The sequence below is a fragment of the Bordetella petrii genome, assembly GCF_020991325.1.
In the GTDB taxonomy this organism is placed as follows: domain Bacteria; phylum Pseudomonadota; class Gammaproteobacteria; order Burkholderiales; family Burkholderiaceae_B; genus Bordetella_A; species Bordetella_A petrii_E.
On record NZ_JAJMLX010000105.1, the window covers coordinates 1 to 13,993 of the forward strand.

Genomic DNA, 13,993 nt, shown 5'->3' on the forward strand with positions numbered 1-13,993 from the left:
AGCGCGGCGCGCCAGATACCGCGGCCGCGCGCGAGCGCCTGGCCTTGCGGCAGTTGATGAACGAGCACGTGGGCATCGTGCGCAGCGATGCATCGCTGGCGCACGCGGCCGCGCAGATAGCCGGCTGGCGGCAGGCGGTGGCGCACCGCTGGCAGACCCAGGGAGCCAGCCGCGAATTACTGGAACTGCGCAACCTGCTGCAGGTGGGCGAATTGATCGTGCGCGCCGCCAGTGCCCGCCGCGAAAGCCGCGGCGCCCACTTCAACCAAGACTGGCCGGCCGCGCTGGCCGCCGCTCGCCCCAGCATATTGCGGGACGCGCCGCGGCGCGAGGCAGGCGGCTACCCGGCCTTGACCCCGAAGCAGTGTTCCGGCGCCGGGAACGTGCCCGCCCGCACTTCCTGCGCGTAACGCGCCGCGGCCTGCTCGATCTCGGCACCCAACTGGGCATACTGCTTCACGAACTTGGGTACCCGTGCCCCGGACATGCCCAGCACATCTTCGGTGACGAGGATCTGCCCGTCGCAGGCGGGCGACGCGCCGATGCCGATGACGGGTATCTGCAGTGCCTGGGTCACGCGGCGCCCCACGGCTTCGGCGGTGCATTCCACCACCAGCGCGAAAGCGCCGGCCGCTTCCAGGGCCTGCGCATCGTGCAAGATGCGGTCGCTGCCGTCGGCCTGCATGCCCTGGGCCTTGTAGCCGCCCACCGTATTCACCTGCTGCGGCATCAGCCCGATATGGCTGACCACCGGCACGCCGCGCTGCGTCAGGAACCGCACGGTATCGGCCATTTCGGCGCCGCCCTCCAGCTTCACGGCCTGCGCGCCGGTTTCGGCCAGCACGCGCGCCGCCGCCTCGAAGGCCTGCGCCGGCGATGCCTGGTAGCTGCCGAAGGGCAGGTCCACCACCACGCAGGCTTGCGACGACCCGCGCACCACCGCCGCGCCGTGCGCGATCATCATGTCCAGCGTCACCGCCAGCGTGCTGGGCAGGCCGTACACCACCATGCCCAGCGAATCGCCCACCAGCAGCATGTCGACATGGGGGTCCAGCTGGCGCGCCATGGGCGCGGTGTAGGCGGTAAGCGCCACGACCTTGCCCGGCCCCTTGGCCTGGCGTATGGCGGTGGTGGTCTTGCGGGATTGCTGCTGCTGTGCGCTCATCGTATGGCCTGCATATGAAGGTTGCCGGTAACCCAGTATGGTAGCGCCGCGCGCCGCGAGATGCATGGCCCGCTCGCCGGCGGGGGTATGATCGGACAGTTGCATATCCATTCCACACCCATGTCCGGTTTCGAACACAACCCTTTCCTACACTCGCTGGGCGCCGTCATCGACAACTGGGGCGACGGGCGCATCGTGCTCAGCATGGACTTGCGCCCCAGCCACCTGAACCGCCAGGGCGCGCTGCAGGGCGGCGTGGTCTGCGCGCTGCTGGATGCCGCCTGCGGCTATTCAGGCATCGTGCCGCAGCCGGGCAATCAGCAAGACAACGCCGTCACGATTTCGCTGGCCATCAATTTCATCGGCTCGGTCACGGCGGGCCAGGTCAGGGCCACCGGCATTGTCACCGGGCGCGGACGCAAAATCTATTTCGCGCGCGCCGAAGTCAGCACCGCCGATGGCCGCATCCTGGCCACCGCGCAAGGTTCATTCAAATATGGCGGGCCGCGCCTGATGGCCGATCCGCTCCCAGCAGAGGCAAGTGCATGAACGATACCCGGCAGGCCGTCGAACAAGCCATCGTGTCGCGCCAGAGTGTGCGCGGCTTTTTGCCCACGCCGGTGGAACCGGCGCTGATCCGCCGCATTATCGAAGTAGCCGCGCGCGCGCCCAGCGGCAGCAACATCCAGCCCTGGAAGGTGCATGTGGTAACCGGCGCGCGGCGCGATGCCCTGTCGCAGGCGCTGGTACAGGCCCACGCGCGTGGCGAGCCCGAGCGGCGCGAATACCAGTACTACCCCGTCAACTGGCGCAGCCCGTACCTGGACCGGCGCCGCGAAACCGGCTGGGGCCTGTACAGCCTGCTGGGCATCCAGAAGGGCGACCGCCAGGCCTCGTCGCGCCAGCACGCCCGGAACTTCGAGTTCTTCGGCGCGCCGTGCGTGCTGCTGTTCACCATCGACAACGACCTGGACAAGGGCAGTTGGCTGGACTACGGCATGTTCCTGCAGAACATCATGGTAATGGCGCGCGGCTGCGGCCTGGACACCTGCCCGCAGGCGGCGCTGGCCAACTACCCGGACATCGTCAAGCAGCACCTGGACATTCCCGCCGACCAGACCGTGGCCTGCGGGATTTCCATCGGCTATCAAGACCCGGACGAGCCCGCCAACCAGTACCGCACCGGGCGCATGGACATCGACGAGTTCACGGTTTTCCACGAAGCGTGACGCCGGCGGCGCGCGGCGATACGCCGTAGTGCCGGCGAAACGCCGTGGAAAAGTTGCCGGCGTGCTCGTAGCCCACTTCCAGCGCCACCTGCGTCACCGGCAGGCGCGCCGCGCGGATCAGGGCCATGGCGTGCCGCATGCGGATGGCCAGCAGGTATTCCGACATGGTGACGCCTTGCACGGCCTTGAAGGCACGCGACAGCTTCGAGACGCTGACGCCCGCCAGGCCGGCCAGTTCGCGCACGCTGGGCGGCTCGCGGAAGGCGTCCGCCAGCAGTGCCGCCACGCGCTCGGCCATGGCCCGGTCACGCGGACGGATCTCGTCCACGGCATCGTCATGGCGCATATGGCCGAAGAACCGGCGCACGATGTCTTCGGCGCGCGCCTGCAGCAACAGCCGGCGCATGGGACGATCGTCCACGGGCTCGAAGAAGCACTGGCCCGCCTGCCGCATATCGGGGTCCAGCCCCGCGCGGAACAGCGCGAATGTACCCGGGTCGTCCATCAGGTACCGGCCCAGCGCGCCCCCGTAGGCGGCCGGGTCCAGCCCCAGTTCGTCCACCAGGTACTCGCGGGTGCAGGACACGGTAACCGAGCGCTCGCGCTCGCCGGCGCCGAAGATTTCGATCTTGCGGGCGCCGCGCGGCTGCAGCAGCGCGCTGCATGACATGCCGTCTATGGCGTGCGGGGTCTCGCCGCCATCGGTCACCGAGGAATGCCCCGCCATGCGCAGATGGATCTTCAGGGCCCCGCTGCAGTCGTAGTGCTCTTCCAGGGCGCGCGGGCGGGTAATGTCGGCCCAGCTGGCAGACAGGCCGGCGCCCAGCACCAGCGTGTCGCGGTAGCCGTCCATGCCGGTACCCGCCGGCCGCGTCCTGATGAAGCACGCCGAGCCTACGGGCTCCAGGCCCACGACCTCGTAGGTATGGGGCACATAGGCATGCAGGCGGTTGGCGACCAGGTTATCCACAGAGGTACAGTCCGGGGGGACCAGTTGAATGGCAATAACGTTACCGGGGCGCTTTGCGCAGCGTCAAGCCAACACCGGGTATGGACGCCTGTCTTCGGGAAAACCCTTGGAAGCCGCATCATTGAGATCCTTTTGCCGCTTTGGCAAACAAAGCCGGCACGCGCGCAGAAGCGCGCCGGCAAACGGACGACTAAGCTGGCCCGCACCCATTCCTACGGAGCCGTCCATGCAGCCCCCGCCCGCCATCGAGCCCCCCCGCCGCCAACCCAATTTTTCCATGCACCGGCATGCCGGCGACCTGGTCTTTGTTTCCGGCCAGATGGCGTTCGGCGAAGGGTTCCGCATCGTGGGCGACGACGTGGCCGCCCAGACGCGCACCTGCCTGGACCATATCCACCGCCAGCTCGCGGCCGCGGGCCTGGCCCTGGGCGACATCGTCAAGACCACGGTGTGGCTCAGCCGCATCGACGATTTCGCCGCCTTCGATGCGGCCTACGGCGCGTACTTTGGCCGCCTGCAGTTGCCCGCGCGCTCGACCGTGCGCGCCGACCTGATGGTGCCCGGCGCGCTGGTCGAGATCGAAGCCATTGCCCGCGTCCCCGGAACACAGCCATGAACCAGGCCACTGACCTGTCCGCCACCGACTGGGTGCGGCGCCTGGTCGCCATCGACACCACCAGCCGCAACTCGAACCTGGGGCTGATCGAAATGGTGCGCGACGATCTGCGCCGCGCGGGCATTGCCTCGCACCTGAGCCACGACGCCACCGGCGCCAAGGCCAACCTGTATGCCACCGTGCCGGCCGCAGACGGCGGCACGCAAGGCGGCATCGTACTGTCGGGCCACACCGACGTGGTGCCCGTGGACGGCCAGGACTGGGACAGCGACCCGTTCCGCCCGGAAGTGCGCGACGGCCGGCTGTATGGCCGGGGCACCTGCGACATGAAGGGCTTTATCGGCACCGCGCTGTCGCTGGTGCCCCGCATCACCGCCACCCCCCTGAAAAGACCGGTGCATTTCGCCCTGTCGTACGACGAAGAAATAGGCTGCGTCGGCGCCCCGCGGATGCTGGCCGACCTGAAGGCGCGCGGCGTGCGGCCCGATGGCTGCATCGTGGGCGAACCGACCTCGATGCGCGTCATCGTGGCGCACAAGGGCATCAATGTATGGCGCTGCTGCGTGCATGGCCACGCTTCGCATTCGTCGCTGACTCCCAAGGGCCTGAACGCCATCGAGTACGCCGCGCAGCTGATCTGCTTTATCCGCGAACTGGCCGACCGCATGCGGGCCGAGGGGCCGTTCGACCAGGACTTCGACGTACCGTTCAGCACCGCCCAGGTGGGCACCATACAGGGCGGCATCGCCGTCAACACCATTCCCGCGCACTGCCAGTTCGAATTCGAGCACCGCAATCTGCCGGGGGCGGACCCCGCCCAGTTCTACGCGCGCATCCAGGCGTACGCCCAGGACACACTGCTGCCGCGCATGCGCCGCGAACACCCGGATGCCGCCATCGAGCTCAGTTCCCTGGCCAGCGCCCCGTCGCTGGACGCGTCGGAACAGGCCGCCATTACCCAGCTGGTGCGCGCGCTGACCGCCGACACCGCGCACCGCAAGGTGGCGTACGGCACCGAGGCCGGGCAGTTCCAGCAGGCCGGCATTCCGTCGGTGATCTGCGGCCCGGGCGACATCCAGCAGGCCCACAAGCCCAACGAGTTCGTCGCGCTGGAACAGATCGAGCAATGCCGCAGTTTCCTGTCCAACGTCATCGACAGCCTTGCCAAACCATAACGACAGCCCTAGGGGAGCCTTACCCATGAATACCGCAACCACGGTCGGCCCGGCCGCCACCAGAACCTCGCCCGCGGCGTGGCGCATCATCACGGCCGCCTCGATCGGCAATGCACTGGAATGGTTCGACCTGGTGGTCTACGGCTTCTTCGCGGTCACGATCGCGCGGCTGTTCTTCCCCAGCGACAACGAAGTCATGTCGCTGCTGCTGACCCTGGGCACCTTCGGCGTGTCGTTCTTCATGCGGCCGCTGGGCGCGCTGGTGCTGGGCGTGTACGCCGACCGCGTCGGGCGCCGCGCCACGCTGACGCTGTCGATCACCCTGATGATGATAGGCACCCTGCTGATCGCCGTCATGCCCACCTATGCGGCCATCGGCATCTGGGCCCCCATCGGCATCGTGGTGGCGCGCATGATCCAGGGTTTCTCGGCGGGCGGCGAGTTCGGCAGCGCCACCGCCTTCCTGGCCGAACATACCCCCAACCGGCGCGGCTTCTTCGCCAGCTGGCAAGTGGCCAGCCAGGGCCTGACGACCTTGCTGGCCGCGGGTTTCGGCGCCGGGCTGAACGAATGGCTGACACCCGAGCAGATGGCTTCCTGGGGCTGGCGCATTCCGTTCTTCTTCGGCCTGATCATCGGGCCGGTGGCGTACTACATACGCACCCGCATCGACGAAACACCGGAGTTCCTGTCCATGGAACGCACCGAGACGCCGCTGGGCGACACCTTCACGCAGCACCGTGCGCGGCTGGTACTGGCCATCGGCACGGTGGTGCTGGGCACGGTGGCCACCTATCTGGTGCTGTACATGCCCACCTTTGCCGTCAAGCAACTGGGCATACCGCCGGCCGCCGCATTCGCCGCCACGCTGGTCACGGGCGTAGTGCAATTCATCGTGGCACCCATGGTGGGACACTGGTCCGACAAACATGGCCGTACCGGCATCATGGTGGCGTCGGCGATACTGTTCCTGGTGCTGATCTACCCGCTCTTCCTGCTGCTGTCGGCTTCGCCCACTTTCGGCACCATGATCGTCGTGCAGATCGTCATCGGCATTCTGCTGTCGGGCTATTTCGGCGCCCTGCCGGCCCTGCTGACGGACTTGTTCCCCACGCAGACGCGCACCACCGGCATGTCGCTGGCCTATAACATCGCCGTTACGGTGTTCGGCGGGTTCGCGCCCTTCATCATCGTGTGGCTGATATCCGCCACCGGCAACAAGCTGGCGCCCAGCTTCTACCTGATTTTCGCGGCGCTGATCAGCCTGGCCTCGCTGTTCGCGGTGCGCCGCCGCCTGGGCCTGAAATGAGGCCCACCCCCGTAGCGCTGCGCGCTGCCCCTTCAGGAATTCCGATGACCCAGCCAGACACCGCCACCCTACCCGACCTGTCCGCCATTGCCGCACTGCACGCCCAGTTGCAGCAGTGGGTGCGTACCACGCCCGTGCTCGAGAAAGCCGATTTCGAACCCGTGCCGGGCACGGCGGTGAACTTCAAGTTCGAGCTACTGCAGGCCAGCGGCACCTTCAAGGCGCGCGGCGCGTTCTCGAACCTGCTGGCGCTGGACGATGCCAGGCGCGCGGCCGGCGTCACCTGCGTATCGGCGGGCAACCATGCCGTGGCCGTGGCCTACGCGGCCATGCGCCTGGGCGTTCCCGCCAAGGTGGTCATGATCAAGACCGCCAGCCCGGCCCGGGTGGCCCTTTGCCGCCAGTATGGCGCCGAGGTGGTGCTGGCCGAGAACGGCGCCGCGGCCTTCGACACCGTGCACCGCATCGAACGCGAAGAGGGGCGCTTCTTCGTGCATCCTTTCAATGGCTACCGCACGGTGCTGGGTACTGCCACGCTGGGCTACGAATGGCTGGAACAGGCCGGCGGCCTGGACGCGGTGATCGTACCCATCGGCGGTGGCGGCTTGATGGCCGGCGTCAGCACGGCGGTGAAACTCATTGCCCCGCAATGCCAGGTCATCGGCGTAGAGCCCGAGGGCGCCGACGCCATGCACCAGAGCTTCGCCGCCAATGGCCCCATCAAGATGGGCGCGATGCAAAGCATCGCCGACAGCCTGATGGCGCCGCACACCGAGCAATACAGCTACGCGCTGTGCCGCCAGCATGTCGACCGCCTGGTGAAGGTGTCCGACGATGCGCTGCGCGGCGCCATGCGGCTGCTGTTCGAGCAGCTGAAACTGGCCACCGAGCCCGCCTGCGCGGCCGCCACCGCGGCCCTGGCGGGCGAGCTTAAAGCCGACCTGGCCGGCAAGCGCGTGGGCGTGCTGCTGTGCGGCACCAATACCGACCCGGCCACGTTCGCGCGGCACCTGGGCGTGGGCTGACCCGACCGCGCCGGCGCGGCCTGGCGCAAGCGGTATGCCCTGCCAGCACGGAAGTGGTACTTTGGGCCGGGCGGGTTCTGGTTCACAATGCATCGACACCCTGCCGCCCCGGGCGCCGCCGCCCGGCCACTTGCCCCTGCCCCACGCCGCCATGAAAGCCTACTACCACCCCGACCAGGCCCAGCACCATCCGCAAACTTATTTCTCGCGCGGCAAGATGCGCACCCCCCAGGAAGTACCGGACCGCGCCAGTGCCCTGGTCGGCGCGGTAAAACAACTGGGCTTCGACCTGCGCCAACCGCCCGACGCCGGCATGGCGCCCCTGACGGCCGTGCATGCGCTGGACTACCTGCAGTTTCTCAAGACGGCCCACCAGGAATGGAAACAGCTGCCCGAAGACTGGGGCGATGAAGTCGTGTCGAATGTGTTCGTGCGCGAACCCAACGCGCTGCGCGGCGTGCTGGCCAAGGCGGCGCGCTACCTGGCCGACGGCAGCTGCCCGGTGGGGCCGCGCACCTGGCATGCGGCATACTGGTCGGCGCAAGCGGCGGTAGCCGGCGCCGATGCTTTGCTGGCGGGCGACCGCCACGCCTATGCGCTGTGCCGCCCGCCCGGCCACCATGCGCGCCGCGATGCCGCCGGCGGCTTCTGCTACCTGAACAACAGCGCCATCGCCGCGCAGCGCCTGCGCAGCAAGTACCAGCGCGTGGCCGTGCTGGACACCGACATGCATCATGGTCAGGGCGTGCAGGAAATTTTCTACGAACGCGACGATGTCTACTACGTGTCCATCCACGGCGACCCGGAAAATTTCTACCCCGTGGTGGCGGGCTACGACAACGAAAAGGGCGCCGGCGCAGGCTTCGGCTACAACCTGAACCTGCCCATGCCGCACGGGTCGCCCGAATCCGTATTCTTCGACAAGCTGGCCGTCGCGGTCGATGCCATCCAGGTATTCCAGCCCGACGTGCTGGTGCTGGCGCTGGGCTTCGACATCTTCGAACGCGACCCGCAGGCCAAGGTGGCCGTCAGCAGCGCCGGCTTCGAACGCATCGGCCACGCCGTGGCCGAATTCGGCGTGCCGGTGCTGGTGGTGCAGGAAGGCGGCTATTACATCGAAGGCCTGCAAGAAAACGCCGAGGCGTTCTTTGCAGGCCTGCGGGCGCAAGCCTGACGGCCCGCCTCAGTCGGTAACCGACTTCAAGCTGTAGTCGGCCGGATCCAGTACCGGCAGTTCATTGCCGGGCAGGTGCTTCTGGAAATATTCGACCAAGGGCACGGCATACGCGACGTGGCTGTCTTCATGCACGCCGGGGTCGGCGGCGATGGCCCGGGCGAAGGTTTCGTACCCATCCTTGCCCAGCGCGGTGAACGAGTTTGTCGCCACGCGGTAGGTGGCGGCCGGATCGATGGGCGCCCACGTGCCGGCGGCGCGGTCTTTCACCTCCACGTTCTGGATGCGGCTGCCCGGCGGCTGGCTCTTGAATACGTCGAAGCGCAGATGCGAGGCATACGGGAACGCGCCGGTGGACCCCGAGGTCAGCGCGTACTGGGCGGCGTCTTCCAGCACCGCAATCACGTCGGCACCGCGCAGGTCGACGGTGGCCACGGTATTCGAGAACGGCAGCATGGTGTAGGCATCGGCCACGCTGAACGGCCCTTGCAGGAACTGCGTGCGCACCCCGCCGGCGTTCTGGATGGCGATGTCGGCGCGCGGCATGTATTTCAGGAAGGCATCGGCCACGTAGTAGGCGGCATAGCTGCCGGTGGGCGCGCTGCCCGCCGCGAAAGCGGCGGGAATGCGGTCGAACGGCAAGGTCTGCGCCACCGAGCCCAGCGTCTGCTGGCGGAAATCTTCTAACTGCTGGCTGTAGGGTTGCAGAATCGCCGCCACTTCCGCGTCGGGCGCCTGCAGCGCCAATGTTTCCGATGACGCGATCAGCGCGGCCAGCTCGGCCTCGCGGGCCGCGTCCACCGCCACGAAATCGCCTTGCGCATCGGCCTGCAGGAAGGGCTTGTCCACCGGCAGCACGATATTGCCCCGGGCGGCCAGCACATCGCCCTGCGGGTCGAATTCCACATTCAGCACGCCCACGCCCAGCGCCATTTCCCAGGCCTGGGCAATGTACACCTGGCGGCCGTCGGGGGCCGACACCACGGTGGGATAATCGCCGTCCACTTCCAGGCCCATGGCCGCCAGCTCGCCGGTGGAGTCCAGCAGGTCGTGCGTATCGCCGCCGATGATGACGTCAATGTCGTTTACCTGGCGGCCCAGCGCCAGGTCGCCGTCGTAACCCAGGTGGCTGAGCACGATGATCTTGTTGATGCCCTGCGCCTTCAATTCGTCCACGTTCTGGCGCACCGTGGATACTTCTTCGGTGAACTCCACCGCATCGGTCACCATCGACGAATTGACGGTCTTCTCTACCTTCAGGATGCCGATCACGCCCACTTTCTGGCCGTTCATTTCGCGGATCACATAAGGCTTGATGGGCGCGCCATACAGCGGGCTGCGCGACGTGGGCTTGACGTTGGCGCCCAGGATGGGAAACGTGGCCATGTCGATCAGGCCGCGCAGCACGGCCTCACCCTCGTCGAACTCGTGGTTGCCCAGCTGGTAGGCGTCCAGGCCCAGCGCGTTGAACAGCTTGAAGTCGGGCTCGCCCTTGAACAGGCTGAAGTACAGGGTGCCGTTCAGTTCGCCGCTGTTCAGCACCAGCGTGTCCGGCGTGCGCAGGCGGTCGATGACGCCCGCCACGCGTGAAAAGCCGCCCAGCTGCACGCGCGTCGACATGCCCCCCAGCTGCAGATCGTAGGCGCTGCCATCCAGGTGCGAGTGATGGTCGTTGGTATGCAGAATCTGTAGTTGGTAATTGCTGGCCTGCGGCGGCGGCAGCGCGTCGTGGTCATCATCATCGCTACCGCTGCCGCATGCGCTCAACAAGGCGGCGCAAAGCAGGCCGCCACCCAGGGCAGATCGACGGAAAAGCATGGATTCCTTCCTTTTTGTAGTGCCCCGCGAGGGCATTGAGTAAAGCCAGGAATCCTAGGCGGGCGACATGACATGCCTGTGTAATGCCGCGCCAGCCATACGATTTGAGGTATGAATAATATGAATATTTGATTTTTACAGGCATGTTTCGCGGCACATAATGGCCTCTGCCACGGCGATTCCACTAAACAAAGCGCCGCACCAGGAGACAGACCATGCCATGCCGCCGACGCCGCTTTATGCTGGCCGCCACCCTGGCCGCCAGCTGCCTGGCCAGCAACGCCTGGGCGCAGGCCTCCGCCTACCCCAGCAGGCCTGTCACGCTGTACACCGCCTTTTCAGTGGGCAGCGGCCCCGACGTAGTGCTGCGCATCCTGAGCCAGGCGCTCAGCAAGCAATGGCGGCAGCCCGTGGTGGTAGAGAACCGCCCCGGCGGCGGCGGCTTCATCGCACTGGAAGCCGTGGGCAAGCTGCCCGCCGACGGCTACGCCCTGCTGCAGCTGGACAGCGAACACGTGTCGGCCCTGCCGCACCTGTACAAATCGCGCCAGTACGTCACGCTGGAAAAGTTCGATCTGGTGGCGCCCTTGTTCTATACGCCCTTCATGGTGGCGGTCAGCGCGAAGTCGCCCTGGAAGAGCATGGCCGACCTGATCGATGCCGCCAAGACCCGGCCCGGCAGCCTGACCTACGGATCATGGTTCGTGGGCAGCCCCGGCCACCTGGGCGGCGAATGGCTGGGCGCGTTGACGGGCACCCGGATGATCCATGTGCCCTACAAGGAAGTCAGCCAGCTGTACACCGCAGTGGCGAACGGCGAAGTGGACTGGGCCTTCGGCACCATTCCCTCCACCCGCCCGGTGTACGACAGCGGCAAACTGCGCTACCTGGCCATTGCCGCCCCGCAGCGCCACCCTTTGTTTCCCAACGTGCCCACCGTGGCCGAAGCGGGCGGCCCCGCGGAACTGGACGTGAATTCCATCGTGTCGCTGCTGGCGCCCAGGGGTATCCCCACCGATGTGCGCGACAAGATCTACACCGACATCACCCGCGTGCTGGCCGACCCGGAAGTGCGCAAGCGCTTTTCCACGTTTGCCTTCGAACCGCTGGCGTGGCCGCTGACCGAGCTGCGCGCGCGGCTGGATGAAAAGTCGGCCACCTACGAAAAACTGATCGAGCAGGCCCGGATCAGCCTGGACTGACCCCCATGGCACTACCTTAAGCTGCCACGGCGAGTTCTCGCGGGCACCACCAAGTGTCTGGCTCCCGCCAGGGTGCCAGACACCGTCTAACTGAGGCCGTCGTGGCACAAAACGGTGGCGGCCGCATGCACAACCTGATGGTCCGCCTGCGACACCGTTATGATGGATGGCCTGCACAACCTGGCGCGTGCCAGCAATTGGTGTGCCCGCCACCCCATCAGTTTCACCACACAGCCATGATCGATCCCCCCAACCTGCTCGCCATCGTGCTGATGGCCTCGGTCACTTACCTGACCCGCATCGGCGGCTACATTCTGCTGCGCAACCGCAGCCTCAGCCCGCGCACGATGTCTGTGCTGGAAGCCGCGCCAGGCTGTGTGCTGCTGTCGGTAATTGCGCCTGTGTTCGTCTCAGACCAGCCCGCCGACCTGATCGCACTGGCCCTGACCATAGCCGCGGCCACGCGGCTTTCCCTGCTACCTACCGTCATTGTAGGAGTCGGCAGTGCCGCGCTGCTGCGGTACCTGCTGGGCTGACGTTTACGCACCGCCGCCGCATGGCTAATCGACCCTCTCCCCGCCGCCCCGGCCATCGCAACCCGCCAGGCACCGCTTCTGCCTGGGACCGCTGCTGTGCCGGCGCCACCGCCAGCCTGCCCATGCTGTTCGGCATCATTCCCTTCGGCATGGTGCTGGGCGCGCAAGCCGCGCAGAAAGGGCTGACGCCCTTCGAGGTTCCCCTGATGACAGGCCTGAATTTCGCGGGCGGCTCGGAATTCGCCGCGCTGGGCTTGTGGAACGCGCCACCGCCCTTCCTGCTGATCATGGCGGTGACGTTCCTGGTGAACAGCCGCATGCTGGTCATGGGCGCGGCGCTGACCCCTTTCCTGCGCCACCTGCCCAAGCGCAAGGTGCTGCCGTCGCTGTTCCTGATGACAGACGCCACCTGGGCCTTGTCCATGGCGGACACGCGGCGGCGCATGGGCCTGGGGCTGGAACCGGCGTTCAGCCTGGCCTACTACCTGGGGTCATCGATGGTGTTCTATGTGGCCTGGATCTTCTGCACCACGCTGGGCGCGGTGCTGGGGCCGCTGTTGGGCCACCCCGAGGTCTACGGGCTGGACATGGCTTTTCCCGCGGTGTTCCTGGTCATGCTACGCGGCATGTGGAAGGGCGCGCGGCGCGCCGTGCCATGGGCCGTGAGCCTGGCCGCCGCCGCCTTGACATACAAGCTGGTGCCCGGCGCCTGGTATGTAGCAGCCGGGGCGGTGGCAGGCATACTGGCCGCGCTGGCATCGGCGCCACGCCATCCGGCGGCGCCGCCACCCACGCCGCACGTGTAGTGCTGCCGTGCGCGCCGCCCGGCTGCCCGCTATAGCTGCACCGGCTGCCAGCGTTCGGACGCCCGCGACTGGCGGCCGGTGATTTCGGCCAGGCCCACATTGCGTCCGAAGTCGCGTTCTTTGATGGCCATGCCCGGGCCGATCACAAAGCTGAATTCGCCGGTCTTGCCATGGCTGGCAGGCCACGCGGCAAACGAACACCCCGACGGGTCCATGGGTTGCACCACCGCGAAACGGTACCCATGGAATGCGGCATCCACCGGAACATCCGCCCCCATGACCAGGGCATCGTCGGTCAGCGGGCTGGGCACGGACGATGCCACGCCGGCGTCCCAGTACAGCCCATCCGCCTGGCCTTCGGTGCTGACAATGCGCAGGGCGGGCTTGCCGTCCCCCATCGTGGCACGAAAGCTTTCCTGCGCCTGGCACAGTTGCACCAGGGTGGCAATGGCGGCGTCTTCATTGCGGTCCAGGCGGCGGTGATTCATTTCTTTCACGCCGGCCTGCAGGTCGAAATGCCAGCCCTGCGCATTTTTCACCAGGGGCGCGGGAAACGACCACCCGTCATTGCCCACCACGAATTCGGCGCTGGACGGCCCGGTGGAAACGATCTCGTGATGCCCGGACCAGGCCGCCAGGAAAGCGTAGATGTCCTCGCGCGCGACGCTGTCGCGCGGCACGAAACGCCGGAAATCGCTGCCCAGCACGTTTCGCAACCCCGCATCATCGCCGGTGGACACTGCCTCGACCAACGCATCGGCAGCGGCCTGCGGCGTGCTGAAGGCGGCCTGCGCGGCCAGCGCCTGGCTGCCGGCAGCCATGATGCTCGCGGCCACCAGCCACCGCGCAAGGTTATGCATAGGTTGTTGCTTGCTGTTCATCATCGTCTTCCCCGATGCCCACCGCCGCCGCCCACGTACCCCCTGGCCCGCGATCCCGATGCGCGGGCAAACGGCACAGGGGCGGAC

14 protein-coding genes and 1 pseudogene are annotated in these 13,993 nt (G+C 67.1%); 11 read left to right on the forward strand and 4 right to left on the reverse strand.

Features of this window, described 5'->3' with window-relative positions; genetic code table 11:
* A pseudogene (locus LPZ50_RS12375) lies at positions 1-410 on the forward strand (hypothetical protein); the annotation flags it as partial.
* On the opposite strand, the gene panB reads toward LPZ50_RS12375, so the two are convergent.
* Positions 341-1,165: a 3-methyl-2-oxobutanoate hydroxymethyltransferase gene (panB, locus tag LPZ50_RS12380; protein ID WP_230661794.1), complete on the reverse strand. Its 825-nt coding sequence runs from the start codon at positions 1,163-1,165 to the stop codon at positions 341-343. The pseudogene LPZ50_RS12375 and the gene panB sit on opposite strands and share 70 nt — an antisense overlap.
* A gap of 87 nt (positions 1,166-1,252) precedes the next feature.
* Between panB and LPZ50_RS12385 the strand changes: the two genes are divergently transcribed.
* Positions 1,253-1,714 (forward strand): PaaI family thioesterase, encoded by a 462-nt coding sequence (locus LPZ50_RS12385; protein WP_230661795.1) that lies wholly within the window; start codon positions 1,253-1,255, stop codon positions 1,712-1,714.
* Positions 1,711-2,394: a nitroreductase gene (locus tag LPZ50_RS12390; protein ID WP_230661796.1), complete on the forward strand. Its 684-nt coding sequence runs from the start codon at positions 1,711-1,713 to the stop codon at positions 2,392-2,394. The genes LPZ50_RS12385 and LPZ50_RS12390 overlap by 4 nt, the downstream gene beginning before the upstream one ends.
* On the opposite strand, the gene LPZ50_RS12395 is transcribed toward LPZ50_RS12390, so the two are convergent.
* The gene (locus LPZ50_RS12395) at positions 2,372-3,364 is read right to left on the reverse strand and encodes a helix-turn-helix transcriptional regulator (RefSeq protein WP_230661797.1); all 993 of its coding nucleotides are present in this window, start codon (positions 3,362-3,364) and stop codon (positions 2,372-2,374) included. The genes LPZ50_RS12390 and LPZ50_RS12395 overlap by 23 nt on opposite strands.
* 226 nt (positions 3,365-3,590) lie before the next feature.
* Here LPZ50_RS12395 and LPZ50_RS12400 point away from each other — a divergent pair, with 226 nt between their 5' ends.
* From LPZ50_RS12400 to LPZ50_RS12420, 5 genes are all read left to right on the forward strand, one after another.
* Positions 3,591-3,980 (forward strand): RidA family protein, encoded by a 390-nt coding sequence (locus LPZ50_RS12400; RefSeq protein WP_230661798.1) that lies wholly within the window; start codon positions 3,591-3,593, stop codon positions 3,978-3,980.
* The gene (gene argE / locus LPZ50_RS12405) at positions 3,977-5,155 is read left to right on the forward strand and encodes an acetylornithine deacetylase (RefSeq protein WP_230661799.1); all 1,179 of its coding nucleotides are present in this window, start codon (positions 3,977-3,979) and stop codon (positions 5,153-5,155) included. The genes LPZ50_RS12400 and argE overlap by 4 nt, the downstream gene beginning before the upstream one ends.
* 25 nt (positions 5,156-5,180) lie before the next feature.
* Positions 5,181-6,464: an MFS transporter gene (locus LPZ50_RS12410; RefSeq protein ID WP_230661800.1), complete on the forward strand. Its 1,284-nt coding sequence runs from the start codon at positions 5,181-5,183 to the stop codon at positions 6,462-6,464.
* Positions 6,465-6,508: 44 nt separating this feature from the next.
* Positions 6,509-7,489 carry a threonine/serine dehydratase gene (locus LPZ50_RS12415; RefSeq protein ID WP_230661801.1) on the forward strand — a complete coding sequence of 327 codons (981 nt, stop codon included), beginning with the start codon at positions 6,509-6,511 and terminating at the stop codon, positions 7,487-7,489.
* 151 nt (positions 7,490-7,640) lie between these two features.
* Positions 7,641-8,663: a histone deacetylase family protein gene (locus LPZ50_RS12420; protein WP_230661806.1), complete on the forward strand. Its 1,023-nt coding sequence runs from the start codon at positions 7,641-7,643 to the stop codon at positions 8,661-8,663.
* Between the two features lie 9 nt (positions 8,664-8,672).
* Here LPZ50_RS12420 and LPZ50_RS12425 read toward each other — a convergent pair whose 3' ends face one another.
* Entirely contained in the window at positions 8,673-10,481 is a 1,809-nt protein-coding gene (locus LPZ50_RS12425; RefSeq protein ID WP_230661802.1) for a bifunctional metallophosphatase/5'-nucleotidase, read from the reverse strand.
* A gap of 215 nt (positions 10,482-10,696) precedes the next feature.
* On the opposite strand from LPZ50_RS12425, the gene LPZ50_RS12430 reads away from it, so the two are divergent.
* The 3 genes from LPZ50_RS12430 to LPZ50_RS12440 all read left to right on the forward strand — a co-directional run bounded on the left by LPZ50_RS12430 (position 10,697) and on the right by LPZ50_RS12440 (position 13,025).
* The gene (locus tag LPZ50_RS12430) at positions 10,697-11,683 is read left to right on the forward strand and encodes a Bug family tripartite tricarboxylate transporter substrate binding protein (protein ID WP_230661803.1); all 987 of its coding nucleotides are present in this window, start codon (positions 10,697-10,699) and stop codon (positions 11,681-11,683) included.
* Between the two features lie 236 nt (positions 11,684-11,919).
* Positions 11,920-12,219, forward strand: a complete 300-nt coding sequence (locus tag LPZ50_RS12435; RefSeq protein ID WP_230661804.1) for an AzlD family protein — start codon at positions 11,920-11,922, stop codon at positions 12,217-12,219.
* A 20-nt stretch (positions 12,220-12,239) separates the two neighbouring features.
* On the forward strand, positions 12,240-13,025 hold the full coding sequence (locus LPZ50_RS12440; protein ID WP_419195591.1) for an AzlC family ABC transporter permease: 786 nt from the start codon (positions 12,240-12,242) through the stop codon (positions 13,023-13,025).
* 29 nt (positions 13,026-13,054) lie between these two features.
* Here LPZ50_RS12440 and LPZ50_RS12445 read toward each other — a convergent pair whose 3' ends face one another.
* The gene (locus tag LPZ50_RS12445) at positions 13,055-13,885 is read right to left on the reverse strand and encodes a DUF2950 family protein (protein WP_230661805.1); all 831 of its coding nucleotides are present in this window, start codon (positions 13,883-13,885) and stop codon (positions 13,055-13,057) included.
* Positions 13,886-13,993 lie beyond the last annotated feature (108 nt).

Excerpts from the sequence above, each read along its gene's own strand:
- LPZ50_RS12445 (WP_230661805.1), bottom strand. The coding sequence starts at position 13,885 with ATGCATAACCTTGCGCGGTGGCTGGTGGCCGCGAGCATCATGGCTGCC.
- argE (WP_230661799.1), top strand. The coding sequence starts at position 3,977 with ATGAACCAGGCCACTGACCTGTCCGCCACCGACTGGGTGCGGCGCCTG.
- LPZ50_RS12415 (WP_230661801.1), top strand. The coding sequence starts at position 6,509 with ATGACCCAGCCAGACACCGCCACCCTACCCGACCTGTCCGCCATTGCC.
- LPZ50_RS12420 (WP_230661806.1), top strand. The coding sequence starts at position 7,641 with ATGAAAGCCTACTACCACCCCGACCAGGCCCAGCACCATCCGCAAACT.
- panB (WP_230661794.1), bottom strand. The coding sequence starts at position 1,165 with ATGAGCGCACAGCAGCAGCAATCCCGCAAGACCACCACCGCCATACGC.
- LPZ50_RS12425 (WP_230661802.1), bottom strand. The coding sequence starts at position 10,481 with ATGCTTTTCCGTCGATCTGCCCTGGGTGGCGGCCTGCTTTGCGCCGCC.
- LPZ50_RS12400 (WP_230661798.1), top strand. The coding sequence starts at position 3,591 with ATGCAGCCCCCGCCCGCCATCGAGCCCCCCCGCCGCCAACCCAATTTT.
- LPZ50_RS12430 (WP_230661803.1), top strand. The coding sequence starts at position 10,697 with ATGCCATGCCGCCGACGCCGCTTTATGCTGGCCGCCACCCTGGCCGCC.
- LPZ50_RS12390 (WP_230661796.1), top strand. The coding sequence starts at position 1,711 with ATGAACGATACCCGGCAGGCCGTCGAACAAGCCATCGTGTCGCGCCAG.
- LPZ50_RS12410 (WP_230661800.1), top strand. The coding sequence starts at position 5,181 with ATGAATACCGCAACCACGGTCGGCCCGGCCGCCACCAGAACCTCGCCC.
- LPZ50_RS12440 (WP_419195591.1), top strand. The coding sequence starts at position 12,240 with ATGGCTAATCGACCCTCTCCCCGCCGCCCCGGCCATCGCAACCCGCCA.
- LPZ50_RS12385 (WP_230661795.1), top strand. The coding sequence starts at position 1,253 with ATGATCGGACAGTTGCATATCCATTCCACACCCATGTCCGGTTTCGAA.
- LPZ50_RS12435 (WP_230661804.1), top strand. The coding sequence starts at position 11,920 with ATGATCGATCCCCCCAACCTGCTCGCCATCGTGCTGATGGCCTCGGTC.